The organism is Chromohalobacter canadensis, assembly GCF_029544075.1.
Classification (GTDB): domain Bacteria; phylum Pseudomonadota; class Gammaproteobacteria; order Pseudomonadales; family Halomonadaceae; genus Chromohalobacter; species Chromohalobacter canadensis_A.
In genome coordinates this window covers 132,555-150,602 of sequence record NZ_JAJQJH010000003.1, presented here as the reverse complement: position 1 = coordinate 150,602, position 18,048 = coordinate 132,555, and the positions used below count along the sequence as shown (strand labels likewise).

Genomic DNA, 18,048 nt, shown 5'->3' with positions numbered 1-18,048 from the left:
GTGTAGGTCCTTCTTCAGTTGCGGTCTCGCGGCCTTCACAGGCAGGCGGCTGGTAAATCATGCAGCGACGGGCTCGGCGACCTTGAGATCACCCTTGGTTAGACGTTCAAGCTCGTACTGGCGCCGCACAGGGACGCTGTCGCCCCACTGGGTTATGGCTGATGGGGAAAGTCCCAGCGCGCGCGCCAGCTCGATCTTCTTTCCGCCGAAATATTCAATTGCATCTGAGGTTTTCATGAGCCCCTCCCTTTCGCCGAATTTAAGCATACTGAATTCATATCTACAAGCATGCTTAACCCTCACTGTTTTAAGCTCGCTTAAATGAAAATCACCGAACGCATCGAACTGGCCATCAAGAACAGCGGCATGACGAGGTCTGCCATCGCCAAGCTGTGTGGGGTCTCGCCATCGGCCGTGACGCAGTGGCTGAACGCCGATACGAACGCCCCGAAAGCTGACAACTTGCTCAAGCTGGCAAGGGCTACAGGCGTGTCCTACACGTGGCTCATTGACGGGAAGGGGGAGATGCTTGAGCTCAACGAGCCGTCAGCGAAGTACTCAGTTGAGGAGTTGGCGCCCGGTCCAGAAATGCTCAGCCAAGTACCCGAGATATCCTGGATACAGGCGGGAAGCTTCACTGAAATATGCTTCGTAGACCTCGACCCCGAGAGCACCAATTGGTACCCGAGGCCACCGAATTGCGGCCCGAACACTTACGCGCTCAAAGTTGTCGGCGAAAGCATGCTCGACAAATATCCACCTGGTCGCATCATTTTCGTCGATCCCGATGTGCCGCCCGAGTCTGGCGATGACGTGATTGCGATCATGACCGAAACCGGAGAGGCGACGTTTAAGCGCTACATCGAAGATCCTGGTGCTGGCCGCATGCTTAAGGCGGTGAACTCGGCGCTAAGGGATCCATACATAACGATCAACGGCAATTGCAAGGTTCAGGGTGTCGTGATGGCCCAGATGGAAATGAGGCAGCGCTAAATCTGCTATATTGAATGAACCCGACACAGAGCGGGGTCAAGCAATAGCAAACAAAGGGAACCAACCATGATCATGAAGACGCTAGCCGCCCTCTCCCTGGGCGTGAGTCTTGCCATCATGAGCGCCACAGCCAGCGCCGGCTGCACCGGTACTGGCAACTTCAAAAGCTGCTATGACGCCCAGTCTGGCAATAGCTACAGCGTTCAAAAGATTGGCAATCAGACGTATACTAGGGGGTATAACTCCAGCACGGGATCGAGCTGGAACCAGACCAGCCAGCGAATCGGCAACACTACCTACCATAACGGCATGAGCGCCGACGGCGACTCGTGGAGTGGCACATCCACTCAGATCGGCGACACCACCTATCACAACGGCATGGACTCCAACGGCAATCCCTACTCAGGGACCACGAACTGCGGTATTGCCGGCTGTAACTAACCCGCCACCTCTTCTTAACCCGCCCATCGAGGCGGGTTTTTTGTGGCCAACAGTTAAGCATTCTGAAATTATTTTAGTGAACCGCTTGACCTCGGATTTAAGCATGCTTAAAGTAAATACCAGCACGACGCAATACCCGGCCCTACCAGGCCGATGCTCTTTAACAATGAAAACCCCAGCCGCCCGTAGGGGATTGCATCTCCGAGAGGTCGCTGGGAGCACGCCAAGCCAAGGCTGTCGAAATATTGGCAAAGATTCCGCGCGTCGCATTGTGGCGTGTATGCAGGCCAGGGCGATAACCAAGCCCGCGCAAGGTCGCCGGACGCTGTAACCGGCCGCCGGCCCACCAGGGCGAGAACTGGTGGGTATCCTCAAGACGATTCCGTGAGTCGTTTTCGGGATTCAGAGGAGGCAGCAAATGTTCGATATTTGGCTGTTCTTCCTGATGACGACAGCGGAACCGCGACCGCTGAGGTTGAAAAGGCCGACTATTGGCGCTGAGCGCGTCTTGCCGGCACTAAGGCCAAAACGTCACCGGGAAGTAGGCAGGTCGGGAGCGCCGCAACGGCTCGCATCGCGGAGCGAGATTGTAGGCGGGCGCAATGACAGAAATACGCAAAAAGGCCCACCCCTGAGCCGAGATCAGGGGCCATCCGAGAGGGCTGCGGCGCTGAAAGCTATCAGGGGAAAACGCATTGAGCGCCCTGAGGGAGAAGCGCGATGTCGAGAGAGTAACCAGAGAATGATGCCCGCAAAGCGTAGGTAATCGACTGGGTAGGGTATCGACAGGCTCGCTAAGGCTAGGGGATGAACCACGAACAGTGCGGCTGCTTGCGAGAACCCGAGACGCCATGTAAGTCGAAGTCGGATTGGCGACCGGCCAGCCCTCTCGGATGCACAACGACAGGAGAGCAGGATGGATAACGGATGGATCAGCGTCGAGGAGCGGCTGCCGGAAGTTTCTGGCATATACCCCGCATGCTCGACGCTATACACGAGAAAGCCGCCAGCGGATTGGGAGGACGCTCTCTGTTACTTCAATGACGAGGCAGCCGAGGGCTTCAGCAAATGGCAGCACTCATCAGGCTTCTATGACAACGGAATTACCCACTGGATGCCGCTACCGGCACCACCCCGCACCGCGCCGCAGGGCGTGAAGGAGGAGAGATGGCGCTCAGTGATTATCGGCTGTGTGACGTATGCGGAGGCAAAGCCTTTTACGACGCCAGCCTGAACTATGACAACGGCGGAAGGGATGACCAAGTAAGAAACGGCGGCGACATGATGCCTTACCAGACGCTCGACAACCTGGGCGATTGGGTTGTGATTTGCAGGACCTGCGCCGCTAACCATAAGGCGGTTGTCCAGCCACGAGAGTGAGCACCACGTGATCCGCTACGCAGTGCGGCCAAGCGCCTCCGCCTGGGCCGGAATACAGGCGGCATCGGAGAGGGTTCGGCGAAATGACGGAAAGCCACGCCGAAAAGGCAGGCGGAGTCGCAGTAACCGAGCCCTCCCCGATGCGATGAGTTGCTCAGTAGCGATGAGCAGTGTCTGTGAATTGGCGTTCCCGCACGCGGCTCTACAGCCGATCATGCCAGAGAGTCGCAAGCCGGAATGAGCTGCCGGCCATCGCATCCCTAATTCCCTGCGTGAGCCGCAAGGCTCCTTCGCCCGCCCTTCTCCGGCGGGCTTTTTTATTTCAGGAGGTTGGTATGCAGCCTATTACACGACAACAGCAACGTAACGACGATGATCGAAAAGCCGCGAGTATCTACGCCCGCCGCCGTGACATCGAGCGCTGGCACGAACAGCGGCGCGTCGAGCGCGAGACACGGGAGGTATACGAGACATGAGCACTAGATATATCGCCATCGAGCCGCGCGGGCGCATTCAGACGCCGCGCCCTGACCTGCCTGGATCGCCTTTCTGCAGTAAGCGTCAGGCGCTTAAGGCCGCGCACCGTGCAGGAATTGACCAGCCGACAATCACCACTGTTTCGAGGAGAGCGTCATGAAAAACGCAGATATGCCGGCAATGCCTTTCGTTGACTTCGATTACGATGGCCACGCCGCAGCGGCTTACCACGGCCTCACCAAGCGCGAGCACTTCGCGGCCATGGCGATGCAGGCAATGATAGAAGCCGCCGCCTACAAGCATCCCTACTCACCCGAGATACTTGCCCAACAGTCCATCGGGATGGCCGACGCCCTCCTTGGCGAACTGGAGCGCACATCATGATCGCAATCAACGAAGGGGCTGTGACGCGTCTCGTACACGAAGACAAGCGCGTTATCGACATTGATCCTCACCAGCGCCCGGTTTATCGGCGCATACCGATCGCGCGGCGTGGAGAAAATGATAAGGCGCCAACGCCGGAAGAGCTGCGCAACGGGAAGCGCGCGGTGGAATACGCCGAGCGCGTCAACGGCGCCAAGCCGGCTCACTTGCAGATTTGGAGCGCATGAAATGGCTATCGAAAATCATGAGGCAGCTGCATTCACCGTGCTGGATCGCCGCAACGCCGAACACGATGCCTATCGCGCCCTGATCGATGATGCCGTTGAGGTTATCGAGCGCGGCGACGATGTTGCCCCGCACTGCGATCAAGAATCACTGAAAGAGCGCCTTGGCGAACGCGCGGATTTTTGGGCAGCGGTCCATCAAGCGTCCCTATCGCACAACATCGCAGATCGAGAGCGCGGCCATGCCGATCTCGGGCGCATTGCGTATGACGAGGCGTCGGGCATGTGTCAGGAGTATGCGCAGGTTGTGATGGCTGGGCGCAAGGAGGCGGCATGAGCAAGCCGTTCATACTCTGCAGCGAAAAAGGGCTTGGCGCACTTCCGGGCTGGCTCGATCAGCAATCCTTCAAGCTGTACAGCACTTCCTTTGGCAGCAACGGGATGAGCATAAGCCTTGGTGTTGGCGAGGGCCGTAGCTACCGGAAGGTGCAAAGCATCATCGTCAAAGACGAGGAGCTACTGGATCGAGCAGAGAGCATCGTTCGCCAGCACCTAGGTTGGCCGGACCAAGAATAAAGAAGCCCACCACTAGGGACAACTGGTGGCGGGCCGGATGATCCACGCGAAATGAATCATGGAGAGCATACCTCATGACGCAGGAAAACAACCACCTCGCGCTGTGGGCTCAGGTGGAAAAGACGCCTACCGACGCGGTAAAGCCAGCGACGGTTAATGGCCAGAAGATCTCCGCGATCGACACCATGCACATGGTCAAGTTGGCCACCAAGCTATTCGGACCCCAGGGCATCGGGTGGGGCTACAGCATCGACGTTGATCGATTCGACCAGGGCGCGCCGGTGCTACTCAAGGAGCAGGTCATCGGCTATGAGCAAACCCACACTTGCCAGCTTACCCTTTGGTACGAATGGGAGGGAAAGCGTGGCGAGGTAACGCACTTCGGCCACACGCGGGCCGTCTACATGACCAACAAAGGAAGTTTCATTACCGACAACGAGGCGCCCAAGAAGTCCGTCACTGACGCGATGAAGAAGTGCCTGAGTCAGCTAGGCTTTGCGGCGGACATCTATACCGGCCTATTCGACGACGCTGGGTATCGACAGTTGCGCGAGGCCGAGACACGGCTCGAGAACGCAGAGGACTTCGATGCTGAGCTCAAGAAGTACCGCGACGACTATGCCGACTGGCTCAAGCGCGAATGCGACACGCTGCGCAACAAGATCCCCCATCCGCGCAGTATTGAAATCTCAGCCGACACCATGCTCCAGCGCATCAACGACCGCGCAAGTGTGGCGCGCGTCGATCCCGCCAAGGGCATTTCCATGATCCACAAGGCCCGCGATGAAGGCATCGCGCGAGTTAAAGCTGAACGCCAAGAAAAGGAGCCCACCCATGGGTAACGCAGCCGAAAACATCCCCACCCCGCAGCCCTACGCCAGCGAGCTGATCGAGCTCGACAATGCCGAGCAAAAGCTGGCTGAGCTGAAAGCCAAGTACGGTGCGGTGCCGGACTACGCCGCCAAGGAGGGCTACAAGACCGGCAAGCAAGCGATTCAGGCGCTCACCAAGATGCGCACCGGGACCGACAAAGCTCGACTCGCAATCACCAAACCGCACCGCGATTTTATTGAGCTGGTGAACCAGCGAGCCAAGGGGCTGATAGCTGAAGTTGAGCAGCTTGAGTCACCGCACCGCGAAGCAAAGCGCGAAGTAGATGAGAAAGAAGAGCGCGAAAAACAAGAGCGCATCGCCCGGTTGCGCGAGCGACTAGCAAAGGAAGTCACCAGCTACCTCGACACCGCTGTGGGCCTGGACTCATCGGGCCTGGCTGACCTGATCGACGCGGCCGATGCCATCGACACCGAAGGCTATTTCGACATCACCAAGGAATCCGAAGACGAAAAGGCCCGAGTGCTGGCATCGCTGCGCGATAAGCACGCCGCCGCGCTCGAGCGTGAGCGCATGGAAGCCGAGCGTGCGGAGCTTGAGCGTCAGCGGGCGGAGCTGGAACGCTTGCGCGCCGCACAGGCGCCGACCGAGGCGGACGCCCCAGCTTCCGGTGACGTCACCACGGCCGGTGGCACCGTGCTCAGCCAGGAAGATCCCGACGACTGGGAGGGGCTCGGCAATGAGCTGCAGGACGTGCCGGCTACTGACCCATATGGCGAAATGCTCGAGGACCTACAGACGGTTGCAGGCCTCGACGCCAGCCAGGCCGTAGAAGTGGCATCCGCCATCCAGCGCGGCGACATCCGTCACACCCACTCAGACCTATCAGCCTCACTATAGCAGGAGCGCAGCATGTCAGGAATTTACTCAGCCCTCGGTCGTATTGGGCGCAACGCCGAGGTACGACAGACAGGGAGCGGCACATCAGTCGCCGGCTTCCCGGTCGCCGTTGATGTCGGGTATGGCGACAACAAGACGACCCTGTGGCTGGACGCCAGCATCTGGGGAAAGCGGGCCGAATCAGCCCTGACCCAGTATCTGGTCAAGGGTCAGCAGGTGTGGGTAGCCGGCGAGATCGGTACCCGCGAGTTCCAGAAGCGCGATGGTTCGCCTGGATTCGCCGTCACACTCAAGGTTCAGGAAATCAGCCTAGCAGGGAGCCCGCAAGGTCAGCAGCAAAGTGGCTACAGTCAGCCCCAGCAGAATACCCCGCAACAAGGTGGCGGTTATGGTCAGCCACAAGGCGGCCAGCAAGGAACTCAGCAGCAGCCGCCCAACCAGGGCCAAGGCAGCTACGGTGCCCCGAATCCGGGCAACTTCGACGACTTCGACGACTCCATACCGTTCTAGGCGGCAGTCAGCGCACCACCCTTCCCCGCCCGGCCATCGCCGGTTTTTTGTTTAACCATCGCCCCGCCACCGTGCGGGGCTTTTCATTCAGTGCAGTGGTCAAGGATTACTTGACGACTGATGCCTGACCGGTGCGCTGGCACATCAACGCAGAAAATGGGGAGTGACCAATGCCAACAATCACTGCCGAAGTGGATGTCGATCTGGACGACTTCGACACAGAAGAGCTGGTGCGTGAACTGAAATCACGTAACCGCGAAGTGGATACCGCCGGCCAGACCTCTTTGATCGAGACAAGCTGGGATCCCATCGAAGGCAAGAGCTTCGACCAGCTGCTCGATGCGGTCTATGAAGCGCGGGTGCTGAGCAAAGACGAGCGCACCCTCGAGCTGATCGACCGCCTCATCTACTCCGCCAGCGGCCGCATCGTCTGAGGTGACGGCCATGCACCGAGATCCCGAAACGATCCAGGCCGACATCGACGAGTTGGAAACCCTTCTTGCCCAGGGCGCCCGCAACCTGGATCGGCTACACGACGAGCTTGCCGAGACGCGCGCCATGCTTTCCGCCGATGAGCGCAACCGCCAGCACCTGCGCTACGTCATGCGCCGTTATGAAAGCGGCGAATACGTGGCGGTAGGCATCAATACCTGGTGGTGCCGCGACGGCCAGCTGCTCGAGCGAGCGACACCGAATGACATGGGTGCCCTGCACCAACTGGAACGACAGGGCTTGATCGCATGCGAGAAACGACAGGAGAACGCAGCATGAAAGTCTCGATGAACGGCTTGCGCCGGAACATCAGCGGGGATGCCCAGGAACTCAGGGATGTCGCCACTTCGATCGTCAACGACGACTGGTACGACAAGGCCGATCTCGTGCAAGCCGTCAACGCCATCATCCAGCACAGCAACGTCCTCAACTGCATCTACTCGAGCAACGACCCGGATTTCACCGACATGTCGGATCTCGAGGTAAAGCTGTTGGACGAGGAGAACGCCTGATATGTGGTTCAAGAACATTCACCTTTACCGCCTGCACGGCGACGCGGCCGCCGCTGGCATCGCCCTCGAAACCCTGGAAGCCGCACTCGCTGAGCATACTCATCGCCCGGTGTCATCCAGCGAAGCCCGCCGCCTGGGGTGGTATCCGCCAGCCGGGCGCCACGGACAGCAGCTCGTCCATGAGATCCAAGGCCACCGCCTGCTCACTTTGCTGCGCCAGGAGCGCCTGTTGCCCGCCTCGGTAATCCGCGAGGAAGTCGAGGAACGCGCCGCCGAACGCGAGGCTGCCGAAGGCCACCCCTTGCCGCGTCGCGACCGTCAGGCCATCAAGGAACAGGTCATCAAGGAGTTTCTGCCCCGGGCTTTCACGCGCACACAGCGCATCGATGTGTGGTGGGACACCGAGCGCGCCCTCATCGCCGTCAACGCCGCCAGCCGCACGCGTGCCGAGGACGTTCTCGACCTACTGCGGCAGTCCCTCGGCTCGCTCCAGGTGACGCCGCTTGCCGTCCGCCAGCTTCCATCGCGAACCATGACGGACTGGGTACAGCACCCCGAGAGCCGCCCCTCCTGGCTGCGCATCGGTGAGAAAGCCGTCCTCGAGGACCCGGGCGACGACGGCAAGTGGAGCGCCAGCGGCGTGGATATCGACGCAGACGACACGCAAAGCGTGCTCGAGTCGGGCCGCCAAGTCACACGATTGCAGATCGAGATCGATGAACGCGTCACCGCGATGCTGCACGACGACCTCACGCTCAAGTCTCTCCGATTCGCCGACGCCCTGCTCGACGAAGCTTCGCAGGTCGAGGACGACGACCCGATCATGCGTCTCGAGGGCGACTTTGTGCTCATGGCCGGCGCCCTGCGCGAGTGCATCGAGCAGCTCATCGACGGCCTAGGTGGCGAGGCCGATCCGGCCGCGCCCACCAGCCCATAACGAAAAGGGAGAGACTTATGCACCCGATCCTCGAACGCTTCCAGAAAGACGTCGCCAGCCACGAAATGGAAGTCCTGCACGATGACGGGCTGTACCGCCACCTGCGCTTTTCGCGGGGCGGCTCCAGCGCCTACCACTTCAACATCACCACTTGGCCGGGCTACCTGGCGATCACCGGCGATATGGGCGATTTCGTGTTCTCGCGTACGCGAGACATGTTCGGGTTCTTTTGCGACGAAGACGACCGGTTCGGGATCAACCCTGGCTACTGGATGGAAAAAGTGCAGGCCGGCGCAGGCAGCGAGGGGGCGCGCGAAATATGCACGGAGTGGGATGAGGCAGAGTTCCGCGCCGAGATCCGCAAGCGCTTCGATGATTACGTCGAAGACGAGGAGCTAGACGAAGATGCCGCCGCCGAGCTCTGGTCGGAAATAAAGGACGAGGTGCTTGAGGAAACAGACCTCGAAGCCGTGGCCATGCGCAACGCGATGGAATTCCAGCACGACGACTTCGAGTTCACAGACTTCTTCGAGGTCCGCTGCACAAAGTACACCTTCCACTACCTCTGGTGCTGCTGGGCCATCGTCTGGGGCATAGGCGAGTACGACAAGGCGAAGGAGGCCGAGGCCGCATGATCACAGTCTACACCGGCCCCAACTGCACGCACTGCACCACCACCAAGCGCGCCCTCGAGCGCGCTGGCCTTCCCTTCGAGGAATTCCCAATCAGCGACGCCGACCGCGCCGAGTTCCGCGAGCGCGGATTCCGCTCACTGCCAGTCGTCATGGTCAGCAACGAAGCCGGCGAACTCATCGACGAGTGGTGCGGCCTGCGGCCCGACAAGATCAATCAGCTCAAGGTGAGCCAACTCAAGGACGCATAGGAATCAGCATGAGCAATCTAAGCCTATTCGGCCACGAGCTGGTCGTCGATAACTTCGCGGGCGGTGGCGGTGCATCGGAAGGCATCGAACAGGCCCTGGGCCGGCCTGTTGATCTCGCCATCAACCATGACCCGGATGCCATCGCCGTCCACACCGCCAACCATCCTGACACCGAGCACTCGGTCGCTGACGTGTGGGATATCGATCCCGAGAATGCGACGCGGGGCATGCCGGTCGGGCTGGCCTGGTTCTCGCCAGACTGCCGGCACCACAGCAAAGCCAAGGGTGGGCGCCCGGTATCGAAGTCGGTTCGCGGGCTGGCGTGGGTTGCCGCCCGGTGGGCTGCGAAAGTGAAGCCACGGATAATCATCCTCGAGAACGTCGAGGAATTCCAGGACTGGGGCCCTCTGGTCAAGAACGCCAAGGATCAGTTGGTGCCAGACCCAGCGCGCAAGGGCCAGACCTTCCGGGGATTCGTCCGGGCGCTCAAGCGTCACGGGTATGACGTTGACTGGCGCCTGCTGCGCGCCCATGACTACGGCACGCCGACCATCCGCAAGCGTCTGTTCCTGATCGCACGCCGAGACGGCCTGCCCATCGTCTGGCCTAAGCCGACCCACGCCGCGCCCGAAGCGCCCGCAGTGAAGCGCGGCAAGATGAAGCCATACCGCACCGCGGCCGAGTGCATCGACTGGTCGATACCCTGCCAGTCGATATTCGACCGCCCCCGGCCGCTGGCCGAGAACACAATGAAGCGGATCGCCAAGGGGGTGATGCGGTACGTGATCGAGAGCGGCGACCCGTTCATCGTGAAGTGCAACCACACCGCATCGTGGTACTCGGCGTTTCGTGGCCAGGGCATCAACGAGCCGATGCAGACGCTCACCACCTCGCCTGGCTTCGCAGTGGTCGCGCCGCACATCACCAAGTTTCGCAGCGGGGCAGTCGGCCACCGTGCTGACGAGCCGATGCACACCATCACGGCCAACGCCAACGTCACCCGGCCAGGCGTCAACCCGGGCGGATGCGCACCGCTGGGCATCGTGTCGGCGACTATCTCCCGCCAGTTCGGCGCCAGTGTTGGCCACGGTGTCGATGATCCGCTCGGCACAGTTACGGCGGGCGGTGGCGGCAAGAGCGCCCTGGTCTCGGCGTTCCTCGCCAAACACTTCACCGGCGTCGTCGGTGACGACCTGCGCCGGCCGGTACCGACGATCACCGCCACCGATCATAACGCCCTGGTCGCGGCCAACCTGGTCAACCTCAAGGGCAGCGAGCGCGGCGGGCGAGACATCCGCGAACCGATGCCGACCGTATGCGCCGGCGGCACACACGCCGCCGCCGTGGCCGCGTTCCTCGCGCCCTACTACGGCAGTGGCTCGGGCGAGACAGGCCGCGACTTGCGCGACCCGGCACCAACGGTCACCACCAAGGACCGCTTCCAGCTGGTCACCGTGACCATCGAGGGCGAGCAGTACGTCATCACCGACATCGGTATGCGGATGCTGCAGCCCCATGAGTTGGCCATGGCCCAGGGCTTCCCCGCCAGCTACCAGCTCGCCGAGGCCGGCGGCAAGAAGGTTCCCAAGTACACGCAAGTCAGGCTCATCGGCAACAGCGTCTGCCCACCGCTGGCCCGCGCCATCGTCGAGGCCAATTTCACTCACGAACGCAAGTTCATGCCTGCCGCACCGGAGGCGGCATAGGAGGATCCATGACAGATCTCGCAGTCACCCGAGAAGAAGACGAGGCGTTCGAAAATCTCGCTCAGCGCCTGGAAGAAGTGCAGCAAGAGAAAACGGTGGCGCTCGACGGCCTGGACGGCGCCAACCGCAGAAACGATAAGCTCGAAGGCCAGGTGCTTCAGCTATCGACGCAACTGCAATATGCCGAGGCAAAGCTGAAAAAGACCGAGACGCAGCGCAGCAAATTGGTGGAAGTGCTGCGCACCGTGGCCACCGAGGTCCAGCTACGGCACGGCTACCTGAGCACCAAGACAACGACGCGAGTCGTCAACGCAGTGGAGGGGCGTGATTTATGAGCACGGACTATCAAACGGCTATTGCCTACAGCCACAACTTTGCGACGGCCAAGCCGGACATACTGCCGACCGAGAAAGAGCACATATTGGGGCTGTGCCAGACGCTGGAGTCTTTCGGCGAGGATCGAGATCGCCTCAGCCGTATGTTTGCCCAGGCTTGCGAGACGCTGGGTGCGGTTCAGGAAGCACTAGGAGAAGAATCCTCAACCGAGCTGACCGGGTTCGAGCCGCAGCTCGTCAAGAAGACAAAGGAAGAGCGGGATGCTCTGGCGGCGCATGTGGAGAATCTGCGGCGAGAACTTGAAGCATGTCAGTCGGTGTTACACCAGCTCGCCCGCGATGGAGAAGTGACGCCGGATTATGCGGACGATGCCAAGCGCGCGCTAAAAGAGACGCCAACCCAATCGCTCGCTCACCTCAAAGCGCAGTGGAAGGCGGAAGCGCTGGAAGAAATGGCGCGCAGATTCTGGCCAACGGGGATGATCGGAAAGGGCGAAGAGCGCGGGGCGCTATTGCTTCGCGCCGATAAATACCGCCGCCAGGCCGAGGGAGGTGACACATGATAGCCACTTCCTTGCTACTCGCCGCCGCCATTGTTGCTGGTCTGCGAATAGGGTATCAGGTCGGCAAAGCCGACGGCTTCATCGAGGGGCTTCAGGTGATGGAGGAAGCGGAGTGCGGGCGCATTGTCGGGACGGTCAGCGACCAAAAAGACGAGCGCAAGCCGTAATCGTCGCATTATTCGATATGCCCGAAATATCGGCATGTTAATTTTTCCCGCCCTACGGTAGGGCGCCAAAAATTAACAAGGCATCACCACGACCGCCGATGGCGGTTTTCTTGTTTGTAGGCCCTGTGCGGCCCTTTCAGGCCCTGAGATATGGAGGCGATCATGGAGTCGAGTCTATTTCTGACGCCCGGCGAACTCGAACAACTCACCGGGCGACGCCGAGGCAAAGAGCAGCGCCAGCAGCTCGACGAAATGGGGGTGCGCTGGCTGCTCAACGCCGCCGGCGAAACACTGGTCGGGCGCCGACATGTCGAAGAAGTGCTATGCGGCACGGCGCAGTCTGATCAAAAAAAACGTGAACCCAATCTTGGAGCCTTGGCATCGTGAGCAAAATCGGTATCCCGCGCGTCTACTGGAAGGACGGAGCTTGGCGTTACAAGTGCAACGCCCGCCAAGCCAAATTGGTCGGCAAGACCTGGATCAAGCTCGGGACCGATGAGGATGAAGCAAGGGAAGCGTTCAAGGCATGGGAAGGCCGTCTTTTCCCGAAGGCCGGCATGGGCCGTCTCTTCGATCGCTACGAAGCCGAGATCATTCCCGCGAAAGGAAGCGAGGCGACACGGAAGTCCAATCGTGACGAGCTCAAACGTCTGCGCCTGGTGTTCGCTGAATGCGAGCCAGAGGACATCACGGTGCACCACGTCTACGCCTACTTGGACAAACGCGGCACCCAATCCCCTACGCAGGCCAATCACGAGCTCGCCCTGCTCAAGCACGTCTTCAAGTACGCTCAGCGTTGGGGCGTCCACGAGCACAATCCGGCCGCGCCGGTGGAAAAGCTCAAGGTGGCGCCGCGTGATCGCTATGTCACCGATGCGGAATTTGCCACTTTCCTGAAATACACGACACCATGGGTGCGCCATTATGCGATGTTCAAGTACATTACCGGGCTTCGCCAGCGTGACATCCTCACTCTTCGCGTGGATCAATTGCAGGCCAGTGGGATCGTCATGCGCGCCAGCAAGACGCGCAAGCAATTCGTGATACCGTGGACCGATCAGCTAAGCCGGATCGTCGCCTGGGTGAAAGCCGACAGCAAGCACAAGGGCGCCACCCTGTTCTGCGACCGATATGGCAAAGCCTACAGCAAGGATGCGTTTCACAGCCGATGGCAGTGGGGAATGCGCAAGGCCATAAAGGAAGGCGGTTTGCGGGAAAGATTTACCGAGCACGACCTGCGCGCCAAGCACGCCACCGATGCCGAGCGCCAAGGAATCGACGTCACCACTAATTTGCAGCATAGCGACCAGCGCACGACCGAGATCTACCTGCGACAGAAACAGGTGTTGTCGGTGACAGCACTGGAACTTGAGAGCGACGATTTCCTATAACCCAAAGCCTCGAATATCGAGGCATTAACGCCGGGAAACGCCCATCTATAACGCATTACCGTTATAGAGCCATGGGATAACATATTGATTTTAAAGCGATAATCGCTCTTTATTGTACGGTCTTGAAAACCGGCGAAGGTTTGCGCCTTCCCAGGGTTCGAATCCCTGTCCCTCCGCCACCACATCCAAGCGCCCTGAGGTTTCAGTAACTTACTGGTCTCGGGGCGTTTTTTCGTATAAAAGCTATTGACGCTTCAGCACACACTGGTAATGTATGCGGCTTAAACCGGAGGGATGGCAGAGTGGTTGAATGTACCGGTCTCGAAAACCGGCGTAGGTTAATAGCCTACCCAGGGTTCGAATCCCTGTCCCTCCGCCACTACATCCAAGCGCCCTGAGATTTCAGTAACTTGCTGGTCTCGGGGCGTTTTCGTTTGGGATTTTACATCCCACTGTCGTCACATTGCACTGCTACATTAGCTACGATTCGACACTACTCATCAACGAGCGCGCCTCAATGAGCGTTAATCTCCCCGTCGTGAAGGCGCCGGTGTCGATGTAGTGGACGTTCCCCAGCCACAAGGGGCGCTCCACGATGGTGTGTCCTACCACCACGGCATCTATGCCGCTGACCGGGGTCTCGTTACCACGCCGGATGCGTGTTCTTCCCCAAAGCAGGTCCTGAGAAGGCGTTACGACATCCCGCCAGTCGGCGGGAGGTTCGGCGTGAACAATGCCGAGACGCTTGCCGGCGACGGCTATTTCGCGCGCATAAGGCATGCATGGCAAAGCCTGCTGAAGCATCATCTGTGCCTCGGCCAACCCCGCCTCCAGGGCCCATGTGCCTCCGTTGATCATCCAGGCATCGCGGGTTTTTAGACTGCCTCTTTCTTCGCCCAGCAACGCGTCATGCGCCAGCATTTCGTGATTGCCACGCACGGCGTAGAACCAAGGTTCGAGGGCTAGAGACAAGCACTGCAGGCTATCGGCACCACGATCGATCAGATCCCCGACGCTGAACAGTCTATCGCGTTGTCGATCGAAATCGACTGCGCTCAACCTGTCATTAAGCAACGCCAACTGGCCATGTATATCGCCGACGATGAAGTCGCGGCCGTGCTCATTGGGACCGTGCCGTTGAATCACGCAAACGGCTCCTTATCAACTAGCCAAAACACCGCACGGAGCGATTAAATATCACGACACGCCGATTCTTCAACGTGCCGCAAAACATCACGAGAGTCCCTGCCCTCGCGGTCCAACGCCTTCGCCAGCAGTTCATCGACGGTGGCACGCGGATGCGCCCCGGCCATCTCGACGCTCTCGAAATCGCTCGCCGCGCATTCCGGGCACCTGGCTTCCAGCGGCCGTCGGGTTGCCTGGATGAATACTTCAACCTGACAAGCGCGACAACGATAGAGGCGCCGATGGGGCATGGACATGACAAACTCCGCAGGACAAAACAATCTACTCAGCGTAGAACAAGATAACGTGCTGTGCGCTATTGCCTTCAAGTTCCTGGCTCAGTGATAAAGCCTCAACCCAACCCGAGTCACTCGATTACCTTCCACCGCATTGACGACCCAGTGAAAGCCATGCCAATCGACATCGTCCCCTACCACGGGGTGGCCGCCGACACGCAGCGACACGAATTCGCCCAGGGTCATGTTCTGCTCCCCGGCGCTCAAGGTCAGTCCATAAGCATCTGCCACATCGCTCATGACGGCTTCTCCATCCAATGTAAAGGTGCCGAAGAAGGCGCGCTCACGCTTGAGTGTGGCATCTCCGTTGAACAATCGATTGAGCGCCGGTAGATCTTCGCTGCGTCCGATGACGCAAATGACATCACCAAGTTTCAACCGCGTACTGCCTTTAGCATGCAGCATGGTGTGCTTGCGAAACAGGCCGGAAATCAAGGCCCCTGACGGGAAGCGCAGCAAGCGAATGGGCACGTCCTCAAGCGCTTCGTTCTCGACCTTGTAGACGAACATCTCATAATCGTTTTCCGGCAACACCCCAAGCGCCCCGCGGCGATTGGGCGTTGTCCCGGCCGGCACTTCGACGCGCATCCAACGCGCCACTCGTGCCAGGGAGGCCCCCTGCATCAACAACGACATCAGCACCACGAAGAATGCGACGTTGAAATACAACGTCGCATTCTCGACCCCGGCGATCACCGGAAAGATGGCAAGCACGATGGGCACCGCCCCACGCAAGCCGACCCAGGAAATGAAGCCGAGCTCCCGCCAGCGGAAATTGAAGAACGGCTTGAGCGAAACCAGTACGGCCAACGGACGCGCCACGAAAATCAGGCCCAACGCCAAGACAGCGCCCGGTATGGCGTAATCGATCATTTCACTGGGTGTCACCAACAATCCCAGCACCAGGAAAAGCCCGATCTGACTCAGCCAAGCCAAGCCATCGTGGACCGGAAGAATATGCGTAAGATGCCGCCCGGGCTGGTTCCCGATCATCAAGCCAGCCAGATAAATCGCCAGGAAACCGCTACCGCCAGCCGCACTGGTCAAGCCAAAGATGAAAAAGCCCGACGCCAGCGCCAGTAGCGAATAGAGTCCCGATGCCAGGTCGAGCCAGCGCAGCAACTTGGCAGCTAGCCAGCCGCCCCCAACCCCGACCAACAAGCCCAACCCGAACTGCGAGACGAATGTCATCAGTGTATGCCCGACACCGCTGGCACCGCTCACCAGCACTTCGGCCAGGGTGATAGTCAAAAAGATCGCCATCGGGTCGTTGGTGCCCGACTCGATCTCCAGCGTCGCCCCCACCCGCTCGTTGAGCGTCACACCCTGACCGCTGAGCATCGAAAAGACCGCGGCAGCGTCCGTGGAACCAACGATCGCCCCCACCAGCAAGCCTTCCACCCAGGACAGATCGAAGATCCAGGTCGCCATCAGGCCAACGAGGCCACTGGTCACGAAGACCCCCAGTGTCGCCAGGCACAGCGCCGGTTTGAGACCCACACGGAACGTCTTGAGCCGCGTGCGCAACCCGCCATCGAGGAGGATCATTGCCAGCGCCAGGTGCCCAATCAGGTAGGCCAGTGAATAGTCATCGAATTCGATGCCTAGTACACCTTCCTCGCCGGCCATCATGCCCAACCCCAGGAACAGCACCAACAGTGGCACACCGATGCGCGACGAGACACGGCTCGCGACGATGCTGAGCGCGATTAGAAACCCCGAAAACAGAAAAAGGCTGTTGATGGTATCCACGACTAACGACTATCTCCCTAAATTCAAGGGCCTAGTATGCCATGTCCCGACGCGCCATGCTGTCACCTACATCAACCAGGCAGGATGCGATTGCAAGATAGGCCAGTCGATATCGCCCTGTAATCGCATGGCCCAGATAAGGGCACGCATCCCCCGGCGATACTCGCCAAGCGTAACGTCCGGCGACTGCCGCCGGTAGGCGGTGACAAAGGCGTCCCGCTCGGCGCCCCCCGTAATGAGCAGCTCAGCCACGCATAGATCGAACTCGAGCGGCGCCCATACCAGCGCCTCCCAGTCGCTCCATAACCAACCGGTGGCGCCGCACAGGAACTGATCGGCACGCAAATCGGGCAGGCACCACACAGCGCGTGACGGTATGGGAAAGTCAGGCAGTGCCTCCCAATCGGCACAGCGTGGGTGGTATCTCAAAAAATCGTGCGCCCGTCGCGGCCACTGCGATAGCGGCCAGACCGTCTCCAGAGGATGCCCCCAGCCCGATACTGCTTCACGGTGCAGATGACCCAACTGACTCCCCAAGAGTTCAGCGAACACCTCTCCCATGCGTGCCGACGCACCATCGCTCCAGGGCAGGCTCCAGAGCGGCGTCTGGTGCAGTGCTCCCAGATACGTCAACGGTAATGGCGGGAGCGGCAACTGTGTCGGCAAGGCACCGACCAAACGCGTCAGCGCCTCGGGACAGCGCCAGCGGTCAAAGCCGAAGAGACGCTCCAACCCCTGCCAGAATGGATCCTGGGCCGGGTGCGTTCGTGCCAGCTTGAGCAACTGTGGTGCCTCATCACGCGTTCGCCACAACCAATTGGCACTGTCATCCCAGGCCAGTGGCAAGGGGGCAAGCGCATGACCGGTGAAGACCTCGACGCGATGCGTCAATGCGGGATCGGGATACATGCACACTCCTGACAGCCCAAGCGATAGCGAGACGGCGGCCCCCGCCACGCCTGGGCAGTCGCCACCGTATCAGGATACAATAATCATCTCTGGATAGGGGTGCCCATCACGCAATGGGCTGAGAGCGCCACGCGCAACCCTGGAACCTGATCCGGCTAGCACCGGCGGAGGAAATACCAGAGCGTGCCGTCGGCACGTCCTTCG

28 protein-coding genes, 1 tRNA gene and 1 riboswitch are annotated in these 18,048 nt (G+C 60.0%); of the genes, 24 read left to right on the top strand and 5 right to left on the bottom strand.

The genetic code is table 11. The features are described 5' to 3' along the window. Positions 1-57: 57 nt before the first annotated feature. Positions 58-237 carry a Cro/CI family transcriptional regulator gene (locus LUN51_RS06810; protein ID WP_178998759.1) on the bottom strand — a complete coding sequence of 60 codons (180 nt, stop codon included), beginning with the start codon at positions 235-237 and terminating at the stop codon, positions 58-60. An 84-nt stretch (positions 238-321) separates the two neighbouring features. Here LUN51_RS06810 and LUN51_RS06805 point away from each other — a divergent pair, with 84 nt between their 5' ends. From LUN51_RS06805 to LUN51_RS06690, 24 genes are all read left to right on the top strand, one after another. Beyond that, entirely contained in the window at positions 322-993 is a 672-nt protein-coding gene (locus tag LUN51_RS06805; protein ID WP_178998760.1) for a LexA family protein, read from the top strand. 66 nt (positions 994-1,059) lie between these two features. Then, positions 1,060-1,434: a hypothetical protein gene (locus tag LUN51_RS06800; RefSeq protein WP_277810654.1), complete on the top strand. Its 375-nt coding sequence runs from the start codon at positions 1,060-1,062 to the stop codon at positions 1,432-1,434. 916 nt (positions 1,435-2,350) lie between these two features. After that, the gene (locus tag LUN51_RS06795) at positions 2,351-2,668 is read left to right on the top strand and encodes a DUF551 domain-containing protein (RefSeq protein ID WP_277810653.1); all 318 of its coding nucleotides are present in this window, start codon (positions 2,351-2,353) and stop codon (positions 2,666-2,668) included. A gap of 481 nt (positions 2,669-3,149) precedes the next feature. Beyond that, positions 3,150-3,290 (top strand): hypothetical protein, encoded by a 141-nt coding sequence (locus tag LUN51_RS06790; RefSeq protein ID WP_277810652.1) that lies wholly within the window; start codon positions 3,150-3,152, stop codon positions 3,288-3,290. Positions 3,291-3,447: 157 nt separating this feature from the next. Beyond that, complete coding sequence (locus LUN51_RS06785; protein ID WP_277810651.1) at positions 3,448-3,675, top strand: hypothetical protein; 228 nt, start codon at positions 3,448-3,450, stop codon at positions 3,673-3,675. Then, positions 3,672-3,902: a hypothetical protein gene (locus tag LUN51_RS06780; protein WP_277810650.1), complete on the top strand. Its 231-nt coding sequence runs from the start codon at positions 3,672-3,674 to the stop codon at positions 3,900-3,902. Before LUN51_RS06785 ends, LUN51_RS06780 begins: the two co-directional genes overlap by 4 nt. Before the next feature lies 1 nt (position 3,903). Continuing rightward, positions 3,904-4,236: a hypothetical protein gene (locus LUN51_RS06775; RefSeq protein ID WP_277810649.1), complete on the top strand. Its 333-nt coding sequence runs from the start codon at positions 3,904-3,906 to the stop codon at positions 4,234-4,236. Continuing rightward, positions 4,233-4,475 carry a hypothetical protein gene (locus LUN51_RS06770; protein ID WP_277810648.1) on the top strand — a complete coding sequence of 81 codons (243 nt, stop codon included), beginning with the start codon at positions 4,233-4,235 and terminating at the stop codon, positions 4,473-4,475. Before LUN51_RS06775 ends, LUN51_RS06770 begins: the two co-directional genes overlap by 4 nt. A gap of 74 nt (positions 4,476-4,549) precedes the next feature. Next, positions 4,550-5,317, top strand: coding sequence for a Rad52/Rad22 family DNA repair protein (locus LUN51_RS06765; RefSeq protein WP_277810647.1), 768 nt, complete (start codon positions 4,550-4,552; stop codon positions 5,315-5,317). Continuing rightward, positions 5,310-6,206, top strand: coding sequence for a hypothetical protein (locus LUN51_RS06760; RefSeq protein ID WP_277810646.1), 897 nt, complete (start codon positions 5,310-5,312; stop codon positions 6,204-6,206). Before LUN51_RS06765 ends, LUN51_RS06760 begins: the two co-directional genes overlap by 8 nt. A gap of 12 nt (positions 6,207-6,218) precedes the next feature. After that, complete coding sequence (locus tag LUN51_RS06755) at positions 6,219-6,716, top strand: single-stranded DNA-binding protein (RefSeq protein WP_277810645.1); 498 nt, start codon at positions 6,219-6,221, stop codon at positions 6,714-6,716. Between the two features lie 170 nt (positions 6,717-6,886). Beyond that, entirely contained in the window at positions 6,887-7,150 is a 264-nt protein-coding gene (locus LUN51_RS06750) for a hypothetical protein (RefSeq protein ID WP_277810644.1), read from the top strand. Between the two features lie 10 nt (positions 7,151-7,160). Continuing rightward, positions 7,161-7,487 (top strand): hypothetical protein, encoded by a 327-nt coding sequence (locus LUN51_RS06745; RefSeq protein ID WP_277810643.1) that lies wholly within the window; start codon positions 7,161-7,163, stop codon positions 7,485-7,487. Beyond that, positions 7,484-7,720: a hypothetical protein gene (locus LUN51_RS06740; RefSeq protein WP_277810642.1), complete on the top strand. Its 237-nt coding sequence runs from the start codon at positions 7,484-7,486 to the stop codon at positions 7,718-7,720. Before LUN51_RS06745 ends, LUN51_RS06740 begins: the two co-directional genes overlap by 4 nt. Before the next feature lies 1 nt (position 7,721). Continuing rightward, positions 7,722-8,657, top strand: a complete 936-nt coding sequence (locus tag LUN51_RS06735) for a recombination-associated protein RdgC (protein ID WP_277810641.1) — start codon at positions 7,722-7,724, stop codon at positions 8,655-8,657. A gap of 17 nt (positions 8,658-8,674) precedes the next feature. Next, positions 8,675-9,292 (top strand): hypothetical protein, encoded by a 618-nt coding sequence (locus tag LUN51_RS06730; RefSeq protein WP_277810640.1) that lies wholly within the window; start codon positions 8,675-8,677, stop codon positions 9,290-9,292. Next, entirely contained in the window at positions 9,289-9,540 is a 252-nt protein-coding gene (locus tag LUN51_RS06725) for a glutaredoxin domain-containing protein (RefSeq protein ID WP_277810639.1), read from the top strand. The genes LUN51_RS06730 and LUN51_RS06725 overlap by 4 nt, the downstream gene beginning before the upstream one ends. 8 nt (positions 9,541-9,548) lie before the next feature. Beyond that, complete coding sequence (locus LUN51_RS06720; RefSeq protein ID WP_277810638.1) at positions 9,549-11,246, top strand: DNA cytosine methyltransferase; 1,698 nt, start codon at positions 9,549-9,551, stop codon at positions 11,244-11,246. An 8-nt stretch (positions 11,247-11,254) separates the two neighbouring features. Continuing rightward, on the top strand, positions 11,255-11,581 hold the full coding sequence (locus LUN51_RS06715; protein WP_277810637.1) for a hypothetical protein: 327 nt from the start codon (positions 11,255-11,257) through the stop codon (positions 11,579-11,581). After that, positions 11,578-12,144: a hypothetical protein gene (locus LUN51_RS06710; protein ID WP_277810636.1), complete on the top strand. Its 567-nt coding sequence runs from the start codon at positions 11,578-11,580 to the stop codon at positions 12,142-12,144. Before LUN51_RS06715 ends, LUN51_RS06710 begins: the two co-directional genes overlap by 4 nt. Further along, positions 12,141-12,311 carry a hypothetical protein gene (locus tag LUN51_RS06705; protein WP_277810635.1) on the top strand — a complete coding sequence of 57 codons (171 nt, stop codon included), beginning with the start codon at positions 12,141-12,143 and terminating at the stop codon, positions 12,309-12,311. Before LUN51_RS06710 ends, LUN51_RS06705 begins: the two co-directional genes overlap by 4 nt. 162 nt (positions 12,312-12,473) lie before the next feature. Next, positions 12,474-12,698: a DUF4224 domain-containing protein gene (locus LUN51_RS06700; protein WP_277810634.1), complete on the top strand. Its 225-nt coding sequence runs from the start codon at positions 12,474-12,476 to the stop codon at positions 12,696-12,698. After that, a complete protein-coding gene (locus LUN51_RS06695; protein WP_277810633.1) occupies positions 12,695-13,702 on the top strand; it encodes a tyrosine-type recombinase/integrase in 1,008 nt (335 codons plus the stop codon). Before LUN51_RS06700 ends, LUN51_RS06695 begins: the two co-directional genes overlap by 4 nt. Before the next feature lie 288 nt (positions 13,703-13,990). Continuing rightward, a tRNA-Ser gene (locus tag LUN51_RS06690) sits at positions 13,991-14,081 on the top strand. Positions 14,082-14,182: 101 nt separating this feature from the next. Here the strand turns inward: LUN51_RS06690 and LUN51_RS06685 are convergent. The 4 genes from LUN51_RS06685 to LUN51_RS06670 form a co-directional block, all read right to left on the bottom strand. Further along, the gene (locus LUN51_RS06685) at positions 14,183-14,848 is read right to left on the bottom strand and encodes a metallophosphoesterase (RefSeq protein ID WP_277810632.1); all 666 of its coding nucleotides are present in this window, start codon (positions 14,846-14,848) and stop codon (positions 14,183-14,185) included. Positions 14,849-14,892: 44 nt separating this feature from the next. Then, on the bottom strand, positions 14,893-15,144 hold the full coding sequence (locus LUN51_RS06680; protein ID WP_097023645.1) for a zinc ribbon domain-containing protein: 252 nt from the start codon (positions 15,142-15,144) through the stop codon (positions 14,893-14,895). 81 nt (positions 15,145-15,225) lie between these two features. Further along, positions 15,226-16,935, bottom strand: coding sequence for a potassium/proton antiporter (locus tag LUN51_RS06675; RefSeq protein WP_277810631.1), 1,710 nt, complete (start codon positions 16,933-16,935; stop codon positions 15,226-15,228). A 66-nt stretch (positions 16,936-17,001) separates the two neighbouring features. Further along, positions 17,002-17,844, bottom strand: a complete 843-nt coding sequence (locus LUN51_RS06670) for a hypothetical protein (protein ID WP_277810630.1) — start codon at positions 17,842-17,844, stop codon at positions 17,002-17,004. Positions 17,845-17,929: 85 nt separating this feature from the next. Further along, positions 17,930-18,034, top strand: a riboswitch (TPP riboswitch). The last annotated feature ends 14 nt before the right edge of the window (positions 18,035-18,048 follow it).

Excerpts from the sequence above, each read along its gene's own strand:
- LUN51_RS06680 (WP_097023645.1), bottom strand. The coding sequence starts at position 15,144 with ATGTCCATGCCCCATCGGCGCCTCTATCGTTGTCGCGCTTGTCAGGTT.
- LUN51_RS06705 (WP_277810635.1), top strand. The coding sequence starts at position 12,141 with ATGATAGCCACTTCCTTGCTACTCGCCGCCGCCATTGTTGCTGGTCTG.
- LUN51_RS06670 (WP_277810630.1), bottom strand. The coding sequence starts at position 17,844 with ATGTATCCCGATCCCGCATTGACGCATCGCGTCGAGGTCTTCACCGGT.
- LUN51_RS06715 (WP_277810637.1), top strand. The coding sequence starts at position 11,255 with ATGACAGATCTCGCAGTCACCCGAGAAGAAGACGAGGCGTTCGAAAAT.
- LUN51_RS06805 (WP_178998760.1), top strand. The coding sequence starts at position 322 with ATGAAAATCACCGAACGCATCGAACTGGCCATCAAGAACAGCGGCATG.
- LUN51_RS06765 (WP_277810647.1), top strand. The coding sequence starts at position 4,550 with ATGACGCAGGAAAACAACCACCTCGCGCTGTGGGCTCAGGTGGAAAAG.
- LUN51_RS06750 (WP_277810644.1), top strand. The coding sequence starts at position 6,887 with ATGCCAACAATCACTGCCGAAGTGGATGTCGATCTGGACGACTTCGAC.
- LUN51_RS06810 (WP_178998759.1), bottom strand. The coding sequence starts at position 237 with ATGAAAACCTCAGATGCAATTGAATATTTCGGCGGAAAGAAGATCGAG.
- LUN51_RS06720 (WP_277810638.1), top strand. The coding sequence starts at position 9,549 with ATGAGCAATCTAAGCCTATTCGGCCACGAGCTGGTCGTCGATAACTTC.
- LUN51_RS06740 (WP_277810642.1), top strand. The coding sequence starts at position 7,484 with ATGAAAGTCTCGATGAACGGCTTGCGCCGGAACATCAGCGGGGATGCC.
- LUN51_RS06785 (WP_277810651.1), top strand. The coding sequence starts at position 3,448 with ATGAAAAACGCAGATATGCCGGCAATGCCTTTCGTTGACTTCGATTAC.
- LUN51_RS06780 (WP_277810650.1), top strand. The coding sequence starts at position 3,672 with ATGATCGCAATCAACGAAGGGGCTGTGACGCGTCTCGTACACGAAGAC.
- LUN51_RS06710 (WP_277810636.1), top strand. The coding sequence starts at position 11,578 with ATGAGCACGGACTATCAAACGGCTATTGCCTACAGCCACAACTTTGCG.
- LUN51_RS06770 (WP_277810648.1), top strand. The coding sequence starts at position 4,233 with ATGAGCAAGCCGTTCATACTCTGCAGCGAAAAAGGGCTTGGCGCACTT.
- LUN51_RS06700 (WP_277810634.1), top strand. The coding sequence starts at position 12,474 with ATGGAGTCGAGTCTATTTCTGACGCCCGGCGAACTCGAACAACTCACC.
- LUN51_RS06745 (WP_277810643.1), top strand. The coding sequence starts at position 7,161 with ATGCACCGAGATCCCGAAACGATCCAGGCCGACATCGACGAGTTGGAA.
- LUN51_RS06730 (WP_277810640.1), top strand. The coding sequence starts at position 8,675 with ATGCACCCGATCCTCGAACGCTTCCAGAAAGACGTCGCCAGCCACGAA.
- LUN51_RS06755 (WP_277810645.1), top strand. The coding sequence starts at position 6,219 with ATGTCAGGAATTTACTCAGCCCTCGGTCGTATTGGGCGCAACGCCGAG.
- LUN51_RS06790 (WP_277810652.1), top strand. The coding sequence starts at position 3,150 with ATGCAGCCTATTACACGACAACAGCAACGTAACGACGATGATCGAAAA.
- LUN51_RS06725 (WP_277810639.1), top strand. The coding sequence starts at position 9,289 with ATGATCACAGTCTACACCGGCCCCAACTGCACGCACTGCACCACCACC.
- LUN51_RS06735 (WP_277810641.1), top strand. The coding sequence starts at position 7,722 with ATGTGGTTCAAGAACATTCACCTTTACCGCCTGCACGGCGACGCGGCC.
- LUN51_RS06760 (WP_277810646.1), top strand. The coding sequence starts at position 5,310 with ATGGGTAACGCAGCCGAAAACATCCCCACCCCGCAGCCCTACGCCAGC.
- LUN51_RS06800 (WP_277810654.1), top strand. The coding sequence starts at position 1,060 with ATGATCATGAAGACGCTAGCCGCCCTCTCCCTGGGCGTGAGTCTTGCC.
- LUN51_RS06795 (WP_277810653.1), top strand. The coding sequence starts at position 2,351 with ATGGATAACGGATGGATCAGCGTCGAGGAGCGGCTGCCGGAAGTTTCT.
- LUN51_RS06775 (WP_277810649.1), top strand. The coding sequence starts at position 3,904 with ATGGCTATCGAAAATCATGAGGCAGCTGCATTCACCGTGCTGGATCGC.